This is a genomic window from Bacillus sp. FSL R5-0422, assembly GCF_038610765.1.
GTDB classification, from domain to species: domain Bacteria; phylum Bacillota; class Bacilli; order Bacillales; family Bacillaceae; genus Bacillus; species Bacillus pumilus_O.
The window spans coordinates 888,873-912,256 of the sequence record NZ_CP152014.1 but is presented as its reverse complement, the minus strand read 5'-3'; the positions used below and the strand labels follow the sequence as shown (position 1 = coordinate 912,256).

Genomic DNA, 23,384 nt, shown 5'->3' with positions numbered 1-23,384 from the left:
TCCTCATTATCATACCACTGATAAACAATAAAAAAGAAGCACCCTTATGAAAGGCCGCTTCTTTCCTCATCCATATAAAATACTTCCCACAAATGACCATCTAGATCCTGAAAGCTCCATCCATACATAAACTCATGATCCTGCTTTTCCTTAAAAGGTGAACCGCCTGCCGCTATTGCCTGTTCAACAAGATCATCGACCTCTTCTCGTGAATGCACGCGCATAGAGATAATCACCTCTGATGCCTTTTTTGCATCCACTAATTGTTTCTCTGAAATGGATTGAAAATGCCTAAGAGACAACAGCATGACAGTGATCGCATCATCAATGACCATACAGGCCGCCTGATCATTCGTAAACTGCTCCTCAAATTCAAAGCCTAGCTGCTCAAAAAAAGCGATTGATTCCTTCACATGATTTACCGGCAAATTGATATACAGATGTTTAGATTGTCGCCCCATGTTCCTCCCCTTCTTGAACACATAATCTCCTTTCAGTATATTCAGCTTTTTCTCCAGCATCCCTTTGGCCATTGAAAAAAATCTGATGTTATCAAAAAGAAGCGCCTCAACGATAGGCGCTTCCTTCATTATTTCTTATATTCAATATGGTACACGTCTCTTCTTCGGTCTTTCAGCTGACGTACAGTCCCATCTTGTCTTTGTCTTCTTAAAATTTCTAAATCGACATCACCTACGACGACCATCTCAATGTTTGGGTTACACTCTCCTACAATCCCATCTCTTGCAAATTCAAAGTCTGATGGGGCGAAAATAGCCGATTGTGCATATTGAACATCCATATTTTCGGTTTGCGGAAGGTTGCCAACTGTTCCAGAGATGACGGTATAAATCTGGTTTTCAACCGCTCTCGCTTGTGCACAGTAACGTACCCTTAAATAGCCTTGGCGGTCTTCTGTACAAAACGGAGTAAAAATAATTTTCGCTCCTTTATCAGCTGCGATCCGTGCAAGCTCAGGAAATTCAATATCGTAGCAAATTTGGATCGCAATTTTGCCGCAATCCGTATCAAATACCCTGACTTGATCACCAGCTGAAATCCCCCACCATTTTCTTTCGTTCGGCGTGATATGAAGCTTATATTGCTTTTCAATCGTTCCATCACGTCTAAATAAATAGGCAATATTATAGATTTTCCCTTCTTCTTCCACGAAGTGAGAACCGCCGATGATATTAATGTTATATTTCACAGAAAGGTCTGTGAACAAATTAATGTAGTCTTCTGTATATTCCGTAATTCGCTGCACAGCAAGACTTGGTGACCGCTCTTCTAAATAAGACATGAGCTGCGTCGTGAAAATTTCTGGGAATACGGCAAAGTCAGCTGATGCATCTGATGCGACATCTACATAATACTCGACCTGATTCATAAATTCTTCAAAGGAATGAATTTGTTTCATTGCATATTGAATCACACAAATTCGAACAGGGAATGCCGATTTATAGTACCTTTTCGATTGCGGGCGATAATCGACATTGTTCCATTCCATTAACGTTGCATATGTGCTCGATGCTTTATCATCTGGCAAGTAATTCGGATTGATCCGCATAAGACTAAATTCATTTAATAGCTGAAAAGATAAAACAGGATCATAGATTTGATGAAGCATGACCTGCTCCACATACTGGCGAGGCGTCATTTCCTCTTGGTATTTATGATAGTTCGGAATGCGTCCGCCAATGATGATGCTTTTTAAATTTAATCTTCTTGCTAAATCTTTTCTCGCTTCATACAAACGATGTCCAATTTTCATTCGTCGGTACTCAGGACTCACCATGACTTCGATTCCGTACATATTCATTCCATCCGGATTATGGTTTGTAATGTACCCATCATCTGTAATGTCCTGCCACGTGTGGCGATCATCGTATTCGTCAAAGTTAATTAATAAACTTGAACAAGAGCCAATGATTTCTCCCTCGAATTCAGCACAAAACTGCCCTTCTGGGAAATGCTCAAGATGGCTTTCAAGATGTTCTCGTTTCCAAGGGTCCATACCTGGAAAGCATACCTCTTGCAACGCAATGATTCGGTCAATATCCTCTTCCCGAATATTACGGATCACCATTCTTTTTTCAAAACGCGTTAAGTCTAGTTTTTCTGCCATGATGTATTTGCCCCCTTACTGATCCTCTTTTTCAAGCTGATGGAATAGCTGGAGCAATTCGATTTCAGCCATGGATTCTAATCTGACATCATATTCTTCAAATTGAAGCGTGCTCGTGACTTTGTTTGGAACGATCACACATTTCATACCTGCTCGTTTGGCAGCTACTGATCCATTCACAGAATCCTCAAATGCCACGCAATCTTTTGGCTCGACCCCTAAGCATCGTGCGGTTTGCAAATAAAGCTCTGGATTTGGTTTCACTTCTTCCACATCATCTGACGTGCGGATACATTCAAAGTAGTCGAAAAGACCAATCTGCTTTAGGTGATCAGACACCCATTTATAGTCTGAGCTGGAAGCAAGTCCAATCTTGATCCCGAGCTCCTTTGCTGCTTCTAAATAAGCTTCTACACCAGGTCTTGCTGATTCGTCCTTCATTCTTTGTTGAAAACGAGAACGCCGATCTGCTGTGAGTGTCTCATGATCCAGCGTCTTCCCTAGCTGCTTTTCCAAATATTCAAATGGCTTAAAGCCTGCCTGCGTGCCAATGACCTTGCCCCATACAGAAAGAGGCAGATCTGATTCATGCTCCGCAAACATTTCTTGTAAAACCTCATATTCATGTGTTTCTGTATCTAAAATTAATCCGTCGAAATCAAATATAATCGCCTTTACCAACGAGGCCACTCCTTTTTTTTACAAAAGTCTTAAACATATACCCAATGCTATCATATCGTGAATAAAATTGACTTTCAAAGATGAATGTCTGCTAAAATGATTATGTATAAAAGGAGCCTGCATCGTTTGTCAGGCTCCTATCCGTGTTCGGTTCATTCTGCAAGAGATCCAAGCGCTCCGATTCGTGGAGAAATAGGCGATGTTGAAAAAGAGCGGGTTTGGTATTACAGATCTTAAAGGTTTCTCCGTTCCCTTAAAAATAGTATGTGCGAGCGCCTTGTAAGTTAACAAGGAAGTTCACACCATCTTTTACGCATTTTGAAGGTGACGGCTAGCAAAATCGTCTAGATCAAAAGGAAAAGAAAAGCCGCAGGCGTTGACCTGCTCACGGTTTCGCTCGAATAGCTCACGATCTCGTTTGGTGAGATGACGTTTCGGTTTTACAATAATGGTATGTAATAGCTGAAGTCCCGATAAAATACGAAAAGCATCATCCATCGTTCCGTTATATACGCCATCAATAAAGGTAAGCGAGCGATCTTTCTGGCGCGTATCCCGCTCCTGTCCATTGACAGCATGAGAAAGAAGATCTTCAACATCCTTTGATATTTCTTCAATTGCCTGCTCTTGCAGGTCTGTAGCAGCTTTCATTAATCTCACGTGACATCTACCTCTCTGTCGTTATTTCTCCATTCAGAATAGCACAGAAAAAAAGGCATTCGCCAAGGTAAGTGTTTCCTATATATACCCAAAGAGAGGAACGAATATCATGATTATAAAAGGACACACGCTCTCACTAAAAGTAGACGAGCAGTATCATCACACTTCACTCAGTCATTTTTTAAAGACAGCCGTATCTGCATCAAAACCGATTATTCATTTTTGGATGGAGCATCAAAAGGTTCGTTTAAATCAAAAGCCTGCCCATCACGCGGCTAAAGTCAGTCAAGGCGATCAGATCATCATTGATTTATTTGAAACAGAAGAAAGTGATGTGACACCGGAATACGGTGAATTAGAAGTACTCTTCGAAGACGAGCATTTATTAATTGTACAAAAACCTGCCGGACGACCAACTCATCCGAATGAACAAGGACAAACTGGCACACTGGCAAATCTTGTGGCATTTCATTTCCAAGCAAATGGAGAAGAAAAGCGGGTAAGACATATCCACAGGCTAGATCAAGACACAAGCGGAACCGTCATTTTTGCAAAGCATAGATTAGCTCATGCGGCTCTTGATCAAATGCTTTCTAAAAAAACAATTAAACGCACATATATCGCCATAGCAGAGGGACTTTTCAAAAAGAAGAAAGGCACCATCGATGCAGCGATCGGTCGTGACAAACACCACGCAGTGAGACGAAGAATTTCTTCTACAGGGCAAAAAGCTTTGACTCATTTTCAGGTCATGGACATGAATAAACGTCTGCAACTAACAACGGTTAAACTTCAACTAGAGACGGGTAGAACGCATCAAATTCGTGTCCACCTTAGCAGTCTCGGGCACCCACTAGCTGGAGATACGTTATATGACGGAGTTCGTGAATATATCAACAGGTGTGCTCTTCACGCCAAGCAAGTTGACATGAAACATCCTTTTACAGGTGAGCATCTGATCATAGAAGCTCCTCTACCACCTGATATGGACCAACTCATGAGTCAAATCATCCATTAACAAAAGAGCCTGCGTACGAAAGCAGGCTCTTTTTCTTTATTCAGACACTCTTTTTGCATATATAATATACCGCTCTGGCGCATTGCCGACGAAATGAAAAGGATAGCATGTCGTTAATATCAGCTCTTCCTTTTCATTTTGCAACGTAATGATGGATGTATCATGCTGATCAACAATTTTCGTATGTGTGATTTCATATATAAATTCACCATACGGAACAGTGATTTTCAGCTGATCTCCAATATCAAGTTCGCCTGTCCGGCGAAACACCGTGTCACGGTGACCAGAAAGGACAATCTGTCCATTTTGATCTGGATAATAACTGTCTTTGTAGTGTCCTACTCCCTTTGCAAGGTCATCCGCATCTGTCCCTTCGACAATCGGAAGGTCTGCTTTTAATTTTGGAATCGTCAGGATGCCAGAGGCTTTCCCTATTTCAGGAGCAAACTGCTTCTTGGACATCCCTTGATCGGTCGCCACGACCTTCTTCGCTTCGTCTAATGATTGGGCTGTTTGAAGATGAGTTGATGCGATTTGCCATATCCCCCAGCCGAGCAGCACAATCCCGGCTGTCATCACAGTCAGTGCAAGCCACTTTTTCATGCTTAAACTCCTTTGCCTGTTACATTTCTCTTAGATGATACGCTTTTTAGCTTGCTGCTTTTTCTTCTTGTTTTGCTTTTTGAATTCGTCCCTCTTTTTGATACACAATGGAAGCTCCCTCAAAGCTTTTCACAAAATCGACAGTGGCTTCTAAGTCTTCTGGGCCAGTTTCAGGGTTTTGTCCAAGCCTGCCGATTGGTGCATATTTACTACCAGTTGCTGTTGCCATGAAGTTATTCACAGTGAGTGTATACGTTTGATCGAGAGCTACGGCTGAACCATCTGGCAGCTTCAAGTCGACTACTTTATATGTTACAGGATCATAGGAATATGAAAAGCCTGAAATGCTATAATCTGGTCCAAATTGTGGAGAAATTTGTGCTTCTATGATCTCTACTAAGTCTTTTCCCTTGATCTCTAGTTTGACTAGAACGTTGCCAAATGGCTGAATATTAAAGAGATCTCCCCATTTAATCGGCCCTTTTTCAAGGTTTTGCCTAATACCGCCTCCATTCATCATGGCAAAGTCACTTTTCATTGAATATCTCATACCATCCGCAATCAAATTACCAAGCGGCGTGTCTCCATCATTTGAATAGCCGCCTTCCATTTTGACCCCGGCTTCTCCAACAACCTCACTAATAATCGGCTCCACTTCTTTCCCGTAATGAGCCAAGATGTCTGCTGCTTCCTTGTCCTTTTCTATACCGGCCTGATCTACATACTGGATATTTGCACTCTTTTTGACGATATCCTTCGTTTTACGGTCAAGTGTCACATTGACTTCGCCAATCGCCTTCCCGTATTCAAAGGCTTGCACAATTAATTTTCCATTGACCTCTCCATTGACCACTTCGTGATTATGACCTGCAAAAATGACATCAATTTCTTCATCACCTTCTTTGGCAAGCTTTGCACTCTCTCCAGTGATGGTATCGCCATTTTGAGAGGCTGTCATATGAGCTAAAACCGCTATAGCTTTAATTCCTTTTTGTTTTAATTCCTTCGTGGCTTCATTCACGGCTTTGACTTCATCTGTAAACTGAATGTCTTTAATCCCTTCTGGCATGACCATTCCTGCCGCAGACTTGGTCACAACGCCGATAAATGCGATAGGGATTCCTTCAACATCAATGATTTCGTAAGCCGGTAAAAGCGGTTTACCTGTATCCTTGTACTCACAGTTCGCACAAACGAGCGGAAAGTTCTGTCCGTCATATCCCTTTGTCCCTTTTGGATGATCTCCACCATTTAAGATACGCAATAGCTGGTCTACCCCTTCATCGAATTCATGGTTACCAACCGTGCCGACATCAAATCCTATGTTCTCCATGAGTTCAACGGTTGGTTCATCTTGCAGAAGAGAAGATATTGGAGAGCTCCCGCCAATCATATCTCCAGCATGGACCGTAATCGTATTTTTGTGCGCTGCTTGTTTTTGTTTCATATAGGCCGCGACATAATCCATCCGCCCGTACATGGCTTTATTGCCGTCACCTTTTAAATCCAGTTCGTATACTTGATCAATTTTACCGTGTAAATCATTCATACTTAAAATCGTTAATGGTACTTCGCCCGCATCCTTTACCGGCTCGTAACCAGCCTGCTCTGCTTCTTCTTTAGAAGCAAAAAAGATCCGTTTATCCACATCGATTTCTTTCCATTTGTCAGGGGACACGTAGGTTTTGACAGATGAGTCGCCAACATAGCGTGTCAGTCCTTTTTTCTGTTCACGTGCTCTAAATTCAAACGGCTGTTCGAGCAGAGGGGCCGCTTCGTTCCAAATGCCCAGTCCTTTTTCCTTTGCTTCTTTTACTGCTTTTTGATACGTATGATAGTCCTTTTCATCTCCAATTGGCCAGATGAAATAAGTAGGGGCATATCCTTTTTTCACAAGCTCTAGATTTGTATTTAACCCTTTTTTGGTTTTCACCTGAGCTAAAAGACGTCCATAGTGATCCTTAGCTTCAGGACCAATTTTTAATGTGACTTGGTCACCGCTCGAAAGTAGTGTTTTTAAATAGTCAGTCGCTTGCTGTCCAAAACGCAATTGGTTTTTGTCTAATTCACTTTTTGGCTGATGATACGTTTCTGGCGTGTCCATATTCACAAAACGCACCTTTGTTGTACCTAGAACGGGCTTCTTTAAATGAATCGTATCTCCATCCACCACACGGTCAACCGTTGCTTTGTATTCTTTCTTCATCTTTAGCGGCTTTGGCTGGCGTTTGAGAAGATTGATATCATCCTGATGTCTTGGAAGCACCTGCAGCGTTTCATACCTGCTTAACACCCCTGTAAACTCGTACCATTTCCCTGTCTTTACTTTATCAATCACATTCGTATCGACCATCACTCTCAGTGTGGTGCTGTGATATTTTTTATCAATGATCACCACATTGTATCCACCGCCAGCCGGCTGAGCTGGTTTTGTCTCTACATAGCCTTTGACCTTCACTAGTCTTCCTTCATGTTTACCTGCTTGTTCCATTTCTAGCTGCTTCACAGACACTCGCTTCGCCTTTGGCAAGGGTTGGTTCACAGTATCTACCTTCAGACTACCTTGATCTGGCACAATTTCAATCAGTCCTTTATAAGACATGATCTTACCAGTCACTGTCACCTTCATCCCTGCTTTTAGTTCCGGGAAGTGATTCAGCTGGGCTGAATAAACATTGATTCCGGCTGATTTGTCTTGAATGTATGTGGATAGTTTTCCATTGCCTATAGCTGATTGATCTGCTGTTACAATGCCACTTACCGTCACAGTCTTTCCTATGAGCTGACGGGCTTTTTTGATCTGCACAATCTTTTTTATTTCTTTCTTTTCAGATGCACTGACCTCGCTCACTGCGGACATGCCAGGCAATAAGGACTGCAAACTAAAGATCACCAAAACCAAACAACAAATCATTCGAATAGATAACATTCGTTTCATTAGACCTCTCCCCTTTGCGCTTCATCTCTCATAGTGTACAAAGTAAATATTGATGTTGAATGAATTTCATGTAAAACTTGTCTTTTTTAACTCATCGGAAAGGTAATTATCACTCGTGTTCCCTCAAAGTTTTTACTTTCAAAACGAATGGTGCCACCATGGCTTTCAATGATTTTAATGGTCATCATTAAACCAAGGCCTGTTCCCTTTTCTTTTGTTGTATAAAATGGTTCACCGAGTTTCCCTATTTCGTCCTCTGGTATTCCCTTACCTTGGTCTTCAAAGATCAACATCATCTGATGATCTTTCATGAGAGAGGTCACCTTGATGACACCTGTCACACCATCCATCGCTTCTATTCCGTTTTTAAGGATGTTTAGGAAAACTTGTTTCAGTTCATTCGGAATGCCTTGAATGTTAGGGAGCGATGGAGACAGCTTTTTCTGAATAGATACGCCTTTTAAGACCGCCTGAGATTCAACGACCATGATCACTTCTTCGAGCAGAAGATTGACATGTACCGGTTCAAATTTCACCGATTTGCTTCTCGAAAGAACGAGAAATTCATTAATAATCGACTCGAGCCGATTAAACTCTGACATCATGACATCTGCATAATCTTTCTGATACTTTTTACTTTGAATCATCAGCTGTAAAAACCCTTTTAATGAGGTCAGCGGGTTTCGTATCTCATGAGCGATACCTGCTGCAAGCTGCCCTACTGCTGACAGCATTTCTGATTTCATCAGCATCTTCTCTGACTGCTTTTGATTGGTGATGTCCTCTGAAATCCGCATGACGGTTGACTGCATTTTGTCAGGATCATCAATTCGATGTAAAGAGACTCTTTCCCATCGTTCACGTCCACATAAATCTTGAAAGTACAACTCACCTGTCCAGCTGCCCTCTCTTAAACAAACCTTCCATTGTTTCTCTAAATCATCACATTGACATAGTGAATGATAGACGGAAAAAATATCTTTGCCGATCAGGTCATATTCGTGCTGCTGGACGAATTGACAGAAACGCTGGTTCACACATTGGATGACCCCTTCCTCAGTTGCCACAACAATATGAATATGGCTGTTATCAAGTGCCGTCACCGCTAGATGAAGCGACTGCTTAATTTTCGTTACTTCAGTCATTTTCACCCAAGTCATCACCGCTCCTTCATGTTCTTCATCGAAGATGGGTGTGATGTGAACGGTGAATTGCTCGCCTTCGTTCGTTTCAATTTCACGTTCGATCGCGCGCCTATCCGATATGACGGATTGGATATCATGACAGAGCGTTTCCTGCGTGAGTTTTTTAGCCATCGACTGAAAGGATTGCTGATGTCTAATTTTCGCTGAAGTAAATAAAGAGGCAGCTGTAGGAGTGTAATAGCGAATATTCATGTCCTTGTCTACAAACAGCGTTGCAAGCTCCGGCTTGATAGAGGGTTTGTACAGTTCTTCTCTTGTCACCCTTAAATTGTTTATGATATTTATATAATGCTCGTGTTTCTTCTCAATCTCCTCTAACTGCGTGTGTTTCTCTTTTAATTGAGCCCTTGCCTCCTGCTCCTTTTGTTTGACTTCATTGAGTTCATTTTCCAAATCGACTATACGCTGTTGATAGACTGAATTCAGATCTGACATCCCTATTTCCCTGCCGTTCTTTTGATTTTTCCCTCTCTCATTCCTTCGTATGAGAATGACGTATACTCCCTTAAAACGGCGGTCAAAACTTTTCACGGTAAAATCTGCATACTGCTTGCTGCCTTTTTCTGAAATGAGAACATGTTGAAACACAACCTCTGTCTCGTCTGTCCACACCTTTTGAAAGGTTTGACTGAGCATCTCTTTCATATAATCAGGTGTCACATATTCACATGATTGATCTGACACTTCTGTATGATCTAAAAAAGAATATGCACCCTTTGATACTGCCAGGATTTTGTCACTATCATTGATGACCATACATGCATCATAATCCTCGCTTACTTCTTTCATATATTGTGCGGCTCGCGCTTTCAACTCGATATCACGAGCGTCTGATGTCCAAGGGACATGTGGTTTTGAAATGTTTGAATGGGTGTAAATGTTCCATTTTTCATTAAATAAATGAAATAAACGAGGGATATTGGGTACAGTTTCATTTGGCCCTAATATCAATATCCCTTCATCTTTTAAAGCATATTGGAATCGGGACAATACTCGTTTTTGTACTTCAGGCTGGAAGTACATCAGAACATTTCGGCAACTGATAAAATCGAGGTGGATAAAAGGTGAATCGATCAATAAATTGTGAGGTGCAAAGACAATATGTTTTCTAAGCGACTGCTTCACAATAAAAGCGTCACCTTTCCTTTCGAAATATCGCGCCCGCCATTTTTCCGGCATCCTTGCCATAGACTCTACTGTGTAGAGACCTTTACTAGCTGTTTGAATGGCTTTCCGGTTAATATCTGTTGCAAATACTTGAAGTTCAATGGTCACTTGTCTTCGCTTCATTTCTTCTATAAATAAGATCGTAAAAGAATACGCTTCCTCTCCTGTCGAACATCCAGCTATCCAAATACGGCATCGAGATTTCCCGTTTTTCACCGCATTTTCAATGATCGATGGAATGATTTGATGTTCACATACATGAAAAGCTTCCATGTCTCTAAAAAAAGATGTCATGCCGCTTAGAAGCTGTACGTGCAGAAGGTCGAGTTCATCGGGTTCTCTTTCTAATAAGTAGTCGTACTCTGCTAACAGTGAAATCCGTTTTTTGGCAACTTTCATTCGTTTTTGAATGACAGATAGTAGCCTTTTCCTTTCATAGGTTGAAAAGGCGATGCCTTTATACATTTCAAGTCGTTCAATAATTCTCAATAAAACAGGATCTGCCTCATCAATGTGCGGAACATTCATGATGTTGGAGATGTATGCTGCAAGGGTGGAAGGGTCCTTGAATGATTGTTGATACAAAGTATCAAAACCACTTTCTTCTTCACTGCACGATAAAGCTGTACCGCCCTGCTCAACCAACTGAAGCAAGCCACTTCCCACGCAATGACCTTTTTGAAAGAAAATCGCATAAGCCTCCTCCTTTTGAACGTTGGCAAGAGACTGAAAAAGCAAGTCCACAGAACAACCCATGCACGCCGGCAGCTGTTCTGATAGGTGCAGCCGCTGATCTTCTGTTAACGTCACTACCGCATGCTGTGGACAAAAATAAATCGTCTTCTTCATGACTTTCTCACCATGTTTAATCGTTTTTGCCCGGTAGCCAATCGGTAAAACAAGTGCTTCCAAATCAGTTATACAATCGCCTGTCACATAATTTTGCACAACAATAAAAGAGGCATTTAATTCATGTGGAAATGATTGAAAGAAAGCCTCAAGATGATGCTGTTCAAACGGCGAAACACCGATGCCAATCACTGGTGTCTGCACATGTTCGTCTTCTATCAAACGATTAATGATTTTGTCCTGCATCTGGTACCCCCATGTTCATTCGTCTGATACTTTTTTTCGACAAAAAGGAAGAAAACCCTCTAATTGTAAATAATGTTTTTGCATGAAAGAAGGAAAACATCCTCACATTAAAACAGATTGTATAAATAGAAGGAGGAATCTCAAGTGCAAAACGATCAACAACCAATGTTTCAAGGAAGCGCTCCCCAGCCTGAACTCAATCATGGCGGACATGAATTATTCGACTTACATGAAATTTTAGCCGGCACAATTAATATTTTGGATCAGTATATGATCCTACGGCAGTTTATTCAAGATCCTGCATTATCCGACATCTTGGATCGACAATACCAATTCGTTTTATCTCAGTACAATGTCACTGTAGATTGTTTTTCTACTGGACAAAAGCCTAGTGAAGAAACCGCTACTTATATGATGAAAGAACACACACAAGTGACATACGGAATCAAGCCTTCTCAGCCGAAGAAGCCGAATCAATCGTTACAGGATGTCAAAGACTTGGGCATCACAGGGCATATGCTCAGCCTCGTCAAATCACATGCTGGATTACTTTCCATGTCAGCATTAGAAGTAACAAATCCAGTTGTCAGACGTGTACTTGCTGCGCAAATCCCGAACTTTATCGAAATGGCGTATGAAATATTCTTGTATCAAAACAAGCATGGCTACTATCAAGTCCCTCAGCTTTCCAGACAAGACATGACGGCCATGACATCAGCTTTTGCACCGCTTCAAGGGCAGGTTCAAATGCCGCCAAGCAAAGCGAATCAGCAAAAGCCCCTTCATTAAAAAAAACGGCTGGCCATTTTCACTGGTCAGCCGTTTTTTCTTTGATATATCTTGTGAAAATAATCTTCAAAATCTGCGATTTGCTGCCCTGTCGCCTGTTCAAAGCCTTTAGCAAATAGACCTGTTTTCGCCGTTTCCTCCATGATCTCGTGTATGATATCTCGTCCGTAAAGCTGCACCAGCTCATAAATCATATAGTAGCTTTGCACATAAACATCTGTCTCATACGTCATCCGAGAGTCCTGCCAATCTTGATCAGAATGAAGAGACTGGAAGGGAATGACGTCGAACCGTTCAGACGTGGCATTTAACACGTCATAGGCCGTCCATTCTGCTGTTCCCTCATGGAACCAAAGTGGGAAGATCACCGGAGACACTTCGTAAGAATGAACTTTTTCATAGAAAACAAAGTGAGCATATTCATGAATCAATAACGTGTTGAAAAAGTATAAAGGCAGTGTCTCTTTCTTCAATAATGCTTCCCGTTTATCTGGATATAACCCTATCATTTGATCATGATCAGAATAAAAACCCGTAATATGCTTGATCCCAGCAAATTGCTCAATTGTTTCTTTATCATCAAAATAAATAATGTCTAAAGGTTTGTCAGTATCAAATTGAAACACTGACGCTGTCCTCTTCTTTGCCTGTTCTATGGCCTCGATTGTCAAATCAACAAAAGCGTCCTCTTTCTCTGTATAGTATATACTAATATGTTCATAGACTTGCTTATTGAGTCTCTCCGTTAAAATCGTTTTAGGAGAAGACTGCTGCTCTAAATATTGTCCTGTCAGCTGAAACGCAACATAAATCAAGTACGCGGTGAAAGCATAAAAAATGAGACCTGCTGCTATCATTCCGCCTACAAGCTTTTTATGAATCATTGACGGCTTGGCTTTCATTTGCTCCCCACCTGAATTCATCCTGCAGCCTCTTTCTCTTTCTATGAAGAAACAAAGATCAACAAGAGGTGATATATTTTTTACTTTATGCAGTCAGGTGCGCAAGGTGCGGTTCCAAACAAAAAAGCCGCATATGACATACGGCTTTTGTCGTAGCTATTTTGATTCAGGGAAGACACGTCTGACTGTTTCAGTAAATTCATCGAAAAATCCTGAGATGGGCTCTCCGCTTCTAATTCGTTTTCCATATCCTTCCATTCGATCAACGAAGTCTGGATTGGCAGAGACATACACATTGTCGATTTGTTGATCTGTTGATTTGACTTTATCAGAAATTTTCTTTTTCAAATCATCTGTCACATTACCGCTTTTATCGCCTTCAAGCATTACGGCAACAAATGCATTCTTTCCTGTAACCAGTACGTTCGCTGTTTTTACTTCAGGCATGTTGGCTACAAGCTCTGACGCTTTGTCTGCCACTTTGACCTTCTGAGGTGTTTGAACATCTGGCTCATCCTGCCTCATGTTGTCATTCTTATATGTGACATTTTCATACTGTCGTTTCATTGTTCCTCTTCGCTCATCGCCCTGGTTGTTCATACCACATCCAGTGGTGATCAATGCTGGAACGAGTAGTAAAGATAGCATCCATTTCTTATTCATCATTTATTCCCTCCTTTTGCTCTTAGGTTTTTCATCCAGCCGACTTTTTATGCATACATCCTCTGTTTCCGCAAAATGAATTCATAATTCAGCTGTGTTTGGTCATCCTAAACTTGATGAAAGATCATCACGATCAAATGGAGGGATTCGTTTGTTTAAAAAAAGAAAAGGCATGAGCACTGGCGCAATGATCGCAGTATCAACAGCCATCATTGCATTATTTTCCCCGGCTTTACGAAGAAGGCTGAAAAGCATGACGCAAATGAATATGTCTTCAATGATGAAGGGAAAAGATCAACAGCACCATGACTCGCCTCGACACGAGTCACACACACAGAAAGAATCAAAGGGAACTGCTGAAATCGGCCAAATGATGAAGCAGGCATTCACAGCTGTACAGCCAAATCATTCGAATCAGCACGAATCAACATCAAGAAACCATCAGCCAAGAGAGTCCTATGCACAGTCTCTCCACATTGATGAAAGTGTCATGAATGTGATGGATGATGAATCAATCCAGCAAGTAATCAATGACATCGAGCACAAATAAGAAAACAGGAGCCTTCAAATATTGAGGCTCCTGTTTATTCTTCTGAAAAATGCTCTTTCACCATCACAGAGAAGAAAGGTAAAAAAGTGATTTCAACTGTTGTCATAAAATCACCATAAGCTTCTACTATGATCAAAAGCTCTTTTTCATCTTGATTGTCCTTTTTTATCTCTACATGTTGCACGGTTTTAAAATCATAGATGCCTAAAATAGATCCATCTTTTTTTCGAACAGCCTTTAACTTAAATTCTTGACTTCCAAGGTACATCGTGACAACGATGCGCTCGTCTTGATTCTCAAATCGAAATGTCAGGTTTTGATATTCAATCGGCATCCCTTTCTCGAACCTTTCATCAGGCTCCGTTTCAAAAAAAGAAAGCAAGTCCGGTTCATCCGGGAAGCGTTTTCCATGCATGTGTTTTGATCCCCTCATAAGTGAAATTTTTATTAATTATCCTTTTTCCCCTTTTCTTTTGCAACAAATTTTAGTAATTTTAAAAAGGTGATTTAATTTTGCTAAGAGACCTCTTTATTAATTTAACAATTCTTGTCACTTTCCATTATTTATTTATGCTTGTGTTTAAAGAGAATTTTTTAAAAAAAGAAGATACCCTGCTCAGACAACTATGCAAAGGCATTCTTTCTGGGTTACTCGGTGTCCTCTTAATGTTCTTCTCTATCAAAGCTGGACCAGCTATCATCGATTTAAGACATATCCCCCTTATTTTAACGGCCTTTTACGGAGGCATTGCCCAAACCATTATTGCAGCCGTTGTTGTGATCATTGGTCGATTATTAATCGAAGCCAACATCGCTTCTTTCATCAATATTTTTTCCATGATGATCATTGCTACAGCTTCTTTTTTAATTGCTGAACGACATATGAATCATGTTGTGAAAATGCTTTTGTCCATTACGATCGGTAATGTAATTGCCACAAGCCTGTTTATCATGATCGTGCATGAGACATCATTTGAACTGCATTTTACTTATTGGATGTTCTCATATATTGCAGTTTTGTTTAACTTTTACGTCATTGAACATCAAACAAAAGCATATCAGCTGTTGAATTTGTATAAATTCCAAGCTCATTATGACTTTTTAACAGGTGTTTTAAATAAACGGAAGTTCGATGAGGTCTTAAATGATGCTTTTTCAATGAAATTTAAGCACCCTACCCATCAAATGTCCCTTATTTACTTAGACATCGATTACTTCAAATCCATCAATGACCAATATGGACATCATGAGGGAGATATGGTTTTAAAAGAAATCGGAAAAAGGCTGATCAAAAACACAAGAAGCTCTGATTATATTGGCAGGATCGGCGGCGAGGAATTTGCTGTCTTTCTACCAAATTGTACAGTTGAAAAAACATGGCAGATTGCAGAACGCTTACGGAGAAAAATAGCAGATCAGCCGGTTTATTTACAAAATGGCATGTCCATTCATATTACTGTATCACTTGGTTGTGCATATTACTCTGGGACAAGTCCAGACATCAAACAATTACCGATTATAGCTGATCAGGAGCTCTATAAAGCGAAGCAGTCTGGCCGAAATCAAGTGAGCTTCTCAGGGAGAAAAAGAGGCCAATGAATTTAGGCTTTTTCCTCAATTTGTTAGCGATCATTATTTTTAAAAAAGTTTTCGGATAACAGTTGTTTTTTCCCGCAAACACTGGTAAAGTAAAGGTAATTATTTTTGTTCGTATCATCTTTAAGAAGAAAGTTTTGAAAGAGTTTTCGTCTTTGAAGTTTGTGTAAGAGCAAGAATAGTGAATTTAAGCGTTAAGATCGCTTTAGGAGGAAATTTCATGTTAGAAGGTAAAGTAAAATGGTTCAACTCTGAAAAAGGTTTCGGATTCATCGAAGTAGAAGGTCAAGACGATGTATTCGTTCACTTCTCTGCTATCCAAGGCGAAGGCTTCAAAACTTTAGAAGAAGGTCAAGCAGTTTCTTTCGAAATCGTTGAAGGTAACCGTGGACCACAAGCTGCTAACGTTAACAAAGCGTAATTTAAGAGCATCTGCTCTTTAGCACTTTATAGAGTGAAGGAAAACCGCTCGGCTTCTGCCGGCGGTTTTTTTGTCCCATAAAAAAAGGAGAACCTGACGAGAGGTTCTCCTTTTTATTTGTCCTTCTGCTTTAGCTTCTGCAAGGCAGAACGATACATATCATCATTCATTTTTGTCTCTGGCTCTTCTTCTTTGACAGGTGGTTCTGGTTGCTTAAACTTTTGAAGCGCCTGTCTATAGAAATCATCGCCAGACACTCGTTCATCCGTTTGAGGAGGCGTTGACGCTTCCTCTTCTACTTCAGGCTCTACAGGTCTCGCCACAGCTTCTGACTCGCTACGGGGCACGTCAGGCTGATGAGGCACATCTTCATTGATCTCTTTCTTCTCGACCGAAGCGTGTCTGACATTGAATGCTACTAATCCGATAATGACTAGAACAGCAGCTACTAACGCTACAATAATCGTCGCCAAAAGAACCCTCTCCTTATCGCTTAAATGACGCAGTGACTGATGCTACACGTCTTCCTAATGCTTTTCCGAGTTCAATACCTTCTGTCGAAATCACTTCATCAGAATCAATCGGACATGTCACACCTGCTCCATAGTAAGAGCCATATAACGCATTCTCTGGCACATTTCCAGGAAGACCAACGACAAGCATCCCTTGGTGGAACATTGGGGTAATCAAATTATGCATTGTCATTTCTAAACCGCCGTGCGTTGTAGCAGTTGTACAGAAAACGGCACCGACTTTATCGATTAATTTTCCTTCTGCCCATAGGTAGCCAAGACGGTCAATCCATGTCTTTAATCCAGCACTAATGGTTCCAAAGTGACCAGGACAGCCCCAAATAATTGCATCCATTTGATCAAGCTTGCGAATATCCGCATCTTTCACGTGATCAACGAATACTTCAGCCTGCTCCGTTTCACCTGCACCCGCTGCAATTGCTTCTGCCAGTGCTTTTGTATGGTCACCTTCACTATCGTATACGACATAAATTTTCATGTACGGTCCCTCCACACTTATCTTGCATCTTGGTTTGCTTCCTTAGGTGCTGGAAGCAGTGTCATTTCTTGTTTTTTATGCTGCTGATCTTTTCGCTTTTTATCCTTACGTACATCACGCAGGAACAAGCTGAGAATGACACCAGCGGCACAGAATAACGTCACCCACATGTAAGCATCATTGATTCCCATTACGTTTGAATCAACCTGTGCTTTCGTAAAGAGCTGGGTAGATACATATTTTTGAGCAGCTTCAGCTGTCATACCCATATGATGCATCACATTCGACACAGCTGCCTGGAACGAATTCATAAAGAACGGGTCCGCTGTATTTGTTTGATCCGCCATATTGGAATAATGGAATGTTGTCCGATTCGTATAAATCGTTGTGATCAAACTCGTACCGATCGAACCACTGATTTGTCTTAATGTATTAGACATCGCTGTACCATGGCTGTTTAAGTGCTGTGGTAATTGGTTCATCCCAGCTGTCATCACAGGCATCATAAGGAGTGACATACCAAATGCACGCACTGCATACATGAGCACGATGTGACTATATGATGTATCAATCGTCAGCCTTGTAAACTCGAATGTAGTGACAACGGTAATGAGCATCCCCACAATCGCAAGCGGACGAGGTCCAAATTTATCAAACAAAATCCCGGAAATCGGGGACATAATCAGCATCGCAAGTGCCCCTGGAAGCATTAATAGCCCGGATTGCAATGCCGTAAACCCAACAAGGTTCTGCAGATAAATTGGTAGTAAGAACATCCCAGTGTATAAGGCAACTGTAATAATAATATTAATGACACTTGATAATGAGAAAATACTGTATTTAAACACCCGGAAATCAAGCATCGGATTATCAGCTTTCAGCTGTTGGAAAATAAAGAGAATGATCGCAATCGCACCAACAATAATCGTCGATAAGACGATCGGATCTGTCCAGCCATCACTTCCGGCTTCACTCACTCCGTATAGAAGCGAAGCAAAACCAACGATGGAAAGAATCGCACCAAGGCTGTCCAGCTTGATCTTTTTAGGCTCTACAATATTTCTAAACATAAAGAAAGCAGCGATAATGACAATTGCTCCGATTGGAACAAGTCCATAAAACATAATACGCCAAGAATAATGTTCAATAATGTAACCAGATAATGTTGGTCCTACCGCAGGAGCAAACATCATCGCAAGACCGAAAATCCCCATTCCTTTCCCTCTGTTTTCTGGAGGGAAAATAAAAAGGATTGTTGTCATCACGAGTGGCTGCAAGATACCGCCGCCGACCGCCTGAATCAACCGGCCGATGAGCATGGTCGAAAAGTTCGGGGCAATCCCGCAAATAAAGGTCCCTAGTGTAAACGAGATCATGGCAACTAGGAATAAGCTGCGCTGTCCAAAGCGTGTGATTAAAAACGCAGATAACGGAATGAGAACACCGTTGACAAGCATATAACCTGTTGTAAGCCACTGAATTGTCGTTGCACTCACATTAAATTCAGTCATTAAATGGGGCATGGCTACGTTCAGAAGCGTTTGGTTCAAGATCGCGACGAACAAGCCGGCCATTAAAATGATCAGTAAAGACAAGGAGCCTGCTCCCTGTTTTGTTGCTGCAGGTTGATTTGCCATCTCAGACAACCTCCTTTCATTTTTTGATATCAATCATCATTAAGATGAAATTTTGACAGAAGCATTCATACCAGGAAGTACTTTGTCTGATGGATTTTTAATTGAAATTTTCACTGCTACTTTTTGTGTCACTTTTGTATAGTTACCACTTGAGTTTGTTGCTGGTAGCATGTTGAATGTTGAGTTTGTCGCATAACCAATTTGTTCAACTGTTCCTTCAAATGTTGTACTAGGATCACCATCTACCACGATGTCGACTTTGTCGCCTTTTTCAATGTTTTTAATATCTGTTTCTTTGATATTCGCTGTGATGTATAGCTTGCTTAAATCAATGGTTTCACCAAGAACTGTACCAGGCTGCACTTGTTGATTGTTTTGTACTTCTTTTTTGACTAATGTGCCATCAGCCACTGATTTAATGTTTGTTTTTGTTTCTCCTTCAACTTTTGCAACTGTGCTGTCTTTTTGCACTTCGTCACCTTCATTGATATCCCAGCCTTTGATTTGTCCAGCTGCTGGAGCTGTGATTTGATACATATCACCTGTTACTTTTGCCTCGTCAGTTTTGACAAAATTTGTGCTTTCGTAATAGTAATAAGCACCTCCGGCAATAATGGCAAGAATCACAATAAGGCCAATAATGTTCGTTAGCAATAAACGCCCTCTGTTCATGTTTTGTTTCTCCTTTCATGTATAAAAATATAGTGTCATCTGCTTTAGCAAACTTAGAATGCCCATCATCTGACAGAATATGAAGTAAGCTCATAAAACTGTTATTTCTCCTTCATCTTCCCCGCATGAATAATGGTGTGCAGCCCATTTATACTTATTGTTCACTCATGAGCAAAGAGTAGAAAAAGAAGAAAAGACGATCGGCATCTTTTTTGAAAAACTTATATTTAACAAGATTAAATATTAATAAATGAAAATTGAAATGTCAAAGAGAAAGTTTTACTTTTTTTCTGGTGATCCCTTCCTTCTCCATACAAAAAACCCTTCAGCCCTTATGCTGAAAGGTTTTTTCAAATGTGCTATTTACGAAAGAACTTCTTCTTGCTGAAAAAATTTTTTTAAGGCGAGAAAAACATCTGATTTTTGTTTCAAAATATAATGCTTAAATTTCTCATCCTGTATATGCTTATATGCTGACATTAATGTAGAATGCCTGTTGTATTGATTCACTTCACCATAACAGAATAAATTAGCTTTTTTCATAATTTCAGACACAAGCTTCACGCAACGTGCATTATCTGATGTCAAATTGTCTCCATCAGAAAAATGAAAAGGATAAATATTATATCGCGATGGCGGATAACGTTCGTCTATGAGCTCTAGTGCTTTTCGATAGACAGAGGAGCAAATCGTTCCCCCGCTCTCGCCGCGCGAGAAGAAATGTTCTTCATCGACAACCTTCGCCTCTGTATGATGGGCAATAAATTCAATATCGACCGTCTCATACTTTGTCCGTAAGAAACGTGTCATCCAAAAGAAAAAACTTCTCGCCATATATTTTTCCCAAAGCCCCATACTTCCGCTCGTATCCATCATTGCTAAAACGACGGCTTTCGACTCTGGTTTGGTCACTTCATTCCACGTCTTATATTTGATATCCTCTGGATAGATTGGATAAAAGGAAGGGCTACCTGTCATTGCATTTCGTTTAAATGCTGAGAGCATCGTTCGTTTTTTATGAATATTCCCTGTTAATCCGGTTTTGCGAATATCATTAAACTCAATTTGCTCAACAATGATGTCGTCAAGCTCTTTTTGTTTAAGGTTTGGCAGCTCTAATTCCCTAAACAGCGCTTCCTCAAGATCCATTAATGAGACCTCTGCTTCGTAATAATCCTCTCCAGCCTGATCCCCTGCACTCTGCCCCTTTCCTTGCCCTTGCTTACTATCTGATCCATCACGTGCGACAATATCGCCTACCTCGCTATCTCCATCACCCTGACCCACATGCTTATTTTTATCGTAGTTGTAACGAATTTTATATTCATCTAACGAACGAATCGGAATCTTAACAACATCTTTTCCATTAGACATGATAATGCTTTCCTCTGTGACAAGATCCGGCAAATTGTTTTTAATCGCTTCTTTGACTTTTTTCTGATGACGCTGCTGGTCGTCATAGCCTTTTCGATGGAGGGACCAGTCTTCCTGAGATACAATAAACTGACTTTTTTCTTGCCGGGACATCCATCCCCCTCCTCACCTGTTTTGCACAATTCTTCTAACCACCGATTCCTTTATCTTATGCTGCTCGTCACCCAAGTTGACGGTCATTTCTAAAAAAGACATTACCGGTGCAGTTGCGCCAATAATGCCTCCTTCATTGATTAACGATTGAGAAGACTACCTACGTATTTTAAAAGTTCATTTGCACTTGTAGAATTATAGCCATGTTCATCAATTAATCTAGCTACTACTTCATTCACTTTCTTCAGTTGCTGTTCATCCGGCGTCTTCGTTGACGTCGTAATTTTCACCACATCTTTTAAATCAGCAAACAGCTTCTTCTGAATCGCCTCACGCAATCTTTCATGAGAATTATAATCAAAACGTTTGCCCTTTCTTGCATAAGCCGAAATACGAATCAGAATTTCTTCTCTAAAAGCTTTTTTGGCGTTTTCAGAAATCCCGATCTGCTCCTCAATTGAACGCATAAGCTTTTCATCAGGATTCATTTCTTCACCGGTTAATGGATCACGCAGCTTGTTTTTGTTGCAATATGCCTCGACATTATCTAAATAATTATCCATGAGCGTTTTCGCAGACTCCTCATAGGAATACACAAATGCCTTTTGTACTTCCTTCTTCGCAATATCGTCGTACTCTTTTCGTGCAACAGAAATAAAATTCAAATAGCGCTCCCGGTCCTCACTGGAGATAGACGGATGCTGATCGAGTCCTTCTTTTAACGAACGTAGGACATCTAGGGCATTAATCGATTCCATGTTCTTCCTGATAATAGTGGAGGAAATGCGGTTAATGACATATCGCGGATCAATTCCGCTCATCCCTTCATCATGAAATTCCTTTTTCATCTCATCAATATCAGCAGATTGAAAGCCTTCGACACTCTCTCCGTCATACAGACGCATTTTTTTCACCAAATCAATATCAGAACGCTTCGGCTCTTTGAGTCTTGTCAGAATGGAGAACATCGCTGCCACCTTTAGCGTATGCGGTGCAATATGCACATCTGCGACATCACTTTCTGAAATCATTTTATGATAAATGCGTTCCTCCTCTGTCACCTTCAAGTTATAAGGGATCGGCATCACAATAATTCTTGAATGCAAAGCCTCGTTCTTTTTATTTGAAATAAACGACCGGTACTCGGTTTCATTCGTATGAGCAACGATCAATTCATCTGCACTTATCAAGGCAAAACGGCCTGCTTTAAAATTTCCTTCTTGCGTTAATGACAGAAGATGCCATAGAAATTTCTCATCACACTTTAACATCTCCTGAAACTCCATCATTCCCCGGTTTGCTTTATTGAGTTCTCCATCAAAGCGGTAGGCCCTTGGATCTGACTCTGATCCAAATTCAGCAATAGTGGAAAAGTCAATGCTTCCTGTTAAATCAGCAATGTCTTGAGATTTCGGATCAGACGGACTAAAGGTACCAATCCCGGTCCGTTTATCCTCTGAGAAAAAGATCCGTTCAACCCTTACGTCCTCAATTCGCCCGCCGAATTCCTCTTCCAGCCTCATCATATTCAAAGGGGACAAATTCCCCTGTACACGAATGCCATACTCTCTATAGAAATCCTCACGCAGATTTTGCGGAATAAGATGAAGCGGATCTTCATGCATCGGGCAGCCTTTGATCGCATAGACTGCGCCATTATCTGTCAGTGAATATTCTTCTAGTCCTCTTTTCAGCCTAGTAACAAGTGTAGATTTCCCACCGCTCACTGGTCCCATTAACAACAAAATACGCTTCCTCACATCAAGCCGTTTGGCAGCAGGGTGAAAATATTCTTCCACTAATCTTTCCAACGATTCTTCTAATCCAAAAAGCTCCTGATCAAAAAATTTGTACGTTCTGACCCCATTCTCCTCTTCAATCCCGCTGTCTTTAATCATATGATAAACGCGAGAATGAGCAGATTGAGCGACAAGTGGATTTTCCTTTATAATGTCTAAATACTCGCCAAATGTTCCTTCCCATTTAAGACGCTGCTCTTCTTCTCTGTGCTGTTCGATTTTCTTTAAAATATCCATATGAACCTCCTCTTTCAAGATTGAAGCAAGTAATCAGATACTGTTTTACAATCTATGCGGAGGCGTCCTATTACATGCTTTCGTT

At 40.8% G+C, this 23,384-nt stretch carries 21 protein-coding genes; 5 read left to right on the top strand and 16 right to left on the bottom strand.

From position 1 onward, the window contains the following. Positions 1-44: 44 nt before the first annotated feature. From MKX52_RS04505 to MKX52_RS04490, 4 genes are all read right to left on the bottom strand, one after another. Complete coding sequence (locus tag MKX52_RS04505; protein WP_151020760.1) at positions 45-461, bottom strand: VOC family protein; 417 nt, start codon at positions 459-461, stop codon at positions 45-47. Between the two features lie 128 nt (positions 462-589). Then, positions 590-2,128 carry a bifunctional GNAT family N-acetyltransferase/carbon-nitrogen hydrolase family protein gene (locus MKX52_RS04500; protein ID WP_012009394.1) on the bottom strand — a complete coding sequence of 513 codons (1,539 nt, stop codon included), beginning with the start codon at positions 2,126-2,128 and terminating at the stop codon, positions 590-592. 15 nt (positions 2,129-2,143) lie between these two features. After that, positions 2,144-2,809 carry an HAD family hydrolase gene (locus MKX52_RS04495; RefSeq protein ID WP_012009393.1) on the bottom strand — a complete coding sequence of 222 codons (666 nt, stop codon included), beginning with the start codon at positions 2,807-2,809 and terminating at the stop codon, positions 2,144-2,146. A 309-nt stretch (positions 2,810-3,118) separates the two neighbouring features. After that, the gene (locus tag MKX52_RS04490) at positions 3,119-3,469 is read right to left on the bottom strand and encodes a DUF5365 family protein (protein WP_012009391.1); all 351 of its coding nucleotides are present in this window, start codon (positions 3,467-3,469) and stop codon (positions 3,119-3,121) included. Positions 3,470-3,578: 109 nt separating this feature from the next. On the opposite strand from MKX52_RS04490, the gene MKX52_RS04485 reads away from it, so the two are divergent. Further along, entirely contained in the window at positions 3,579-4,487 is a 909-nt protein-coding gene (locus tag MKX52_RS04485; protein ID WP_342491560.1) for an RluA family pseudouridine synthase, read from the top strand. Positions 4,488-4,523: 36 nt separating this feature from the next. Here MKX52_RS04485 and MKX52_RS04480 read toward each other — a convergent pair whose 3' ends face one another. The 3 genes from MKX52_RS04480 to MKX52_RS04470 all read right to left on the bottom strand — a co-directional run bounded on the left by MKX52_RS04480 (position 4,524) and on the right by MKX52_RS04470 (position 11,495). Then, positions 4,524-5,090 carry a class D sortase gene (locus MKX52_RS04480; RefSeq protein WP_012009389.1) on the bottom strand — a complete coding sequence of 189 codons (567 nt, stop codon included), beginning with the start codon at positions 5,088-5,090 and terminating at the stop codon, positions 4,524-4,526. 46 nt (positions 5,091-5,136) lie between these two features. Beyond that, positions 5,137-8,028 (bottom strand): 5'-nucleotidase C-terminal domain-containing protein, encoded by a 2,892-nt coding sequence (locus MKX52_RS04475; RefSeq protein WP_342491559.1) that lies wholly within the window; start codon positions 8,026-8,028, stop codon positions 5,137-5,139. Between the two features lie 86 nt (positions 8,029-8,114). Beyond that, positions 8,115-11,495: a CheR family methyltransferase gene (locus tag MKX52_RS04470; protein ID WP_342491558.1), complete on the bottom strand. Its 3,381-nt coding sequence runs from the start codon at positions 11,493-11,495 to the stop codon at positions 8,115-8,117. Positions 11,496-11,660: 165 nt separating this feature from the next. On the opposite strand from MKX52_RS04470, the gene MKX52_RS04465 reads away from it, so the two are divergent. Then, complete coding sequence (locus MKX52_RS04465; RefSeq protein ID WP_041816195.1) at positions 11,661-12,284, top strand: spore coat protein; 624 nt, start codon at positions 11,661-11,663, stop codon at positions 12,282-12,284. A 26-nt stretch (positions 12,285-12,310) separates the two neighbouring features. Here the strand turns inward: MKX52_RS04465 and MKX52_RS04460 are convergent, their stop codons facing one another. Together MKX52_RS04460 and MKX52_RS04455 are read right to left on the bottom strand one after the other, a co-directional pair. Further along, complete coding sequence (locus MKX52_RS04460; RefSeq protein ID WP_342491868.1) at positions 12,311-13,186, bottom strand: hypothetical protein; 876 nt, start codon at positions 13,184-13,186, stop codon at positions 12,311-12,313. Positions 13,187-13,342: 156 nt separating this feature from the next. After that, positions 13,343-13,852 (bottom strand): YhcN/YlaJ family sporulation lipoprotein, encoded by a 510-nt coding sequence (locus MKX52_RS04455; protein ID WP_012009384.1) that lies wholly within the window; start codon positions 13,850-13,852, stop codon positions 13,343-13,345. Positions 13,853-14,000: 148 nt separating this feature from the next. On the opposite strand from MKX52_RS04455, the gene MKX52_RS04450 reads away from it, so the two are divergent. Further along, positions 14,001-14,399: a spore coat protein gene (locus tag MKX52_RS04450; protein ID WP_342491557.1), complete on the top strand. Its 399-nt coding sequence runs from the start codon at positions 14,001-14,003 to the stop codon at positions 14,397-14,399. Between the two features lie 34 nt (positions 14,400-14,433). Here MKX52_RS04450 and MKX52_RS04445 read toward each other — a convergent pair whose 3' ends face one another. Continuing rightward, a complete protein-coding gene (locus MKX52_RS04445; RefSeq protein WP_342491556.1) occupies positions 14,434-14,814 on the bottom strand; it encodes a hypothetical protein in 381 nt (126 codons plus the stop codon). 98 nt (positions 14,815-14,912) lie between these two features. Here MKX52_RS04445 and MKX52_RS04440 point away from each other — a divergent pair, with 98 nt between their 5' ends. Next, positions 14,913-15,998 (top strand): diguanylate cyclase, encoded by a 1,086-nt coding sequence (locus tag MKX52_RS04440; protein WP_012009381.1) that lies wholly within the window; start codon positions 14,913-14,915, stop codon positions 15,996-15,998. A gap of 217 nt (positions 15,999-16,215) precedes the next feature. Continuing rightward, positions 16,216-16,416 (top strand): cold shock-like protein CspB, encoded by a 201-nt coding sequence (gene cspB, locus MKX52_RS04435; protein WP_003212277.1) that lies wholly within the window; start codon positions 16,216-16,218, stop codon positions 16,414-16,416. 113 nt (positions 16,417-16,529) lie between these two features. Here cspB and MKX52_RS04430 read toward each other — a convergent pair whose 3' ends face one another. From MKX52_RS04430 to MKX52_RS04405, 6 genes are all read right to left on the bottom strand, one after another. Next, positions 16,530-16,889, bottom strand: coding sequence for a hypothetical protein (locus MKX52_RS04430; RefSeq protein WP_342491555.1), 360 nt, complete (start codon positions 16,887-16,889; stop codon positions 16,530-16,532). A gap of 13 nt (positions 16,890-16,902) precedes the next feature. Next, positions 16,903-17,427: a flavodoxin family protein gene (locus MKX52_RS04425; RefSeq protein ID WP_012009378.1), complete on the bottom strand. Its 525-nt coding sequence runs from the start codon at positions 17,425-17,427 to the stop codon at positions 16,903-16,905. A 17-nt stretch (positions 17,428-17,444) separates the two neighbouring features. After that, positions 17,445-19,064, bottom strand: coding sequence for a DHA2 family efflux MFS transporter permease subunit (locus MKX52_RS04420; protein ID WP_012009377.1), 1,620 nt, complete (start codon positions 19,062-19,064; stop codon positions 17,445-17,447). 39 nt (positions 19,065-19,103) lie between these two features. Continuing rightward, positions 19,104-19,736: an HlyD family efflux transporter periplasmic adaptor subunit gene (locus MKX52_RS04415; protein ID WP_012009376.1), complete on the bottom strand. Its 633-nt coding sequence runs from the start codon at positions 19,734-19,736 to the stop codon at positions 19,104-19,106. Positions 19,737-20,099: 363 nt separating this feature from the next. Further along, positions 20,100-21,263 carry a sporulation protein YhbH gene (yhbH, locus tag MKX52_RS04410; protein WP_003211440.1) on the bottom strand — a complete coding sequence of 388 codons (1,164 nt, stop codon included), beginning with the start codon at positions 21,261-21,263 and terminating at the stop codon, positions 20,100-20,102. Between the two features lie 140 nt (positions 21,264-21,403). Beyond that, complete coding sequence (locus tag MKX52_RS04405; protein WP_012009374.1) at positions 21,404-23,299, bottom strand: PrkA family serine protein kinase; 1,896 nt, start codon at positions 23,297-23,299, stop codon at positions 21,404-21,406. Positions 23,300-23,384 lie beyond the last annotated feature (85 nt).

Bases quoted from the DNA above. Each gene is read 5' to 3' on its own strand.
- MKX52_RS04500 (WP_012009394.1), bottom strand. From the start codon at position 2,128: ATGGCAGAAAAACTAGACTTAACGCGTTTTGAAAAAAGAATGGTGATC.
- MKX52_RS04475 (WP_342491559.1), bottom strand. From the start codon at position 8,028: ATGAAACGAATGTTATCTATTCGAATGATTTGTTGTTTGGTTTTGGTG.
- MKX52_RS04415 (WP_012009376.1), bottom strand. From the start codon at position 19,736: ATGAACAGAGGGCGTTTATTGCTAACGAACATTATTGGCCTTATTGTG.
- MKX52_RS04405 (WP_012009374.1), bottom strand. From the start codon at position 23,299: ATGGATATTTTAAAGAAAATCGAACAGCACAGAGAAGAAGAGCAGCGT.
- MKX52_RS04505 (WP_151020760.1), bottom strand. From the start codon at position 461: ATGGGGCGACAATCTAAACATCTGTATATCAATTTGCCGGTAAATCAT.
- MKX52_RS04420 (WP_012009377.1), bottom strand. From the start codon at position 19,064: ATGGCAAATCAACCTGCAGCAACAAAACAGGGAGCAGGCTCCTTGTCT.
- MKX52_RS04460 (WP_342491868.1), bottom strand. From the start codon at position 13,186: ATGAAAGCCAAGCCGTCAATGATTCATAAAAAGCTTGTAGGCGGAATG.
- MKX52_RS04445 (WP_342491556.1), bottom strand. From the start codon at position 14,814: ATGCATGGAAAACGCTTCCCGGATGAACCGGACTTGCTTTCTTTTTTT.
- MKX52_RS04485 (WP_342491560.1), top strand. From the start codon at position 3,579: ATGATTATAAAAGGACACACGCTCTCACTAAAAGTAGACGAGCAGTAT.
- yhbH (WP_003211440.1), bottom strand. From the start codon at position 21,263: ATGTCCCGGCAAGAAAAAAGTCAGTTTATTGTATCTCAGGAAGACTGG.
- MKX52_RS04465 (WP_041816195.1), top strand. From the start codon at position 11,661: ATGTTTCAAGGAAGCGCTCCCCAGCCTGAACTCAATCATGGCGGACAT.
- MKX52_RS04455 (WP_012009384.1), bottom strand. From the start codon at position 13,852: ATGATGAATAAGAAATGGATGCTATCTTTACTACTCGTTCCAGCATTG.
- MKX52_RS04480 (WP_012009389.1), bottom strand. From the start codon at position 5,090: ATGAAAAAGTGGCTTGCACTGACTGTGATGACAGCCGGGATTGTGCTG.
- MKX52_RS04470 (WP_342491558.1), bottom strand. From the start codon at position 11,495: ATGCAGGACAAAATCATTAATCGTTTGATAGAAGACGAACATGTGCAG.
- cspB (WP_003212277.1), top strand. From the start codon at position 16,216: ATGTTAGAAGGTAAAGTAAAATGGTTCAACTCTGAAAAAGGTTTCGGA.
- MKX52_RS04425 (WP_012009378.1), bottom strand. From the start codon at position 17,427: ATGAAAATTTATGTCGTATACGATAGTGAAGGTGACCATACAAAAGCA.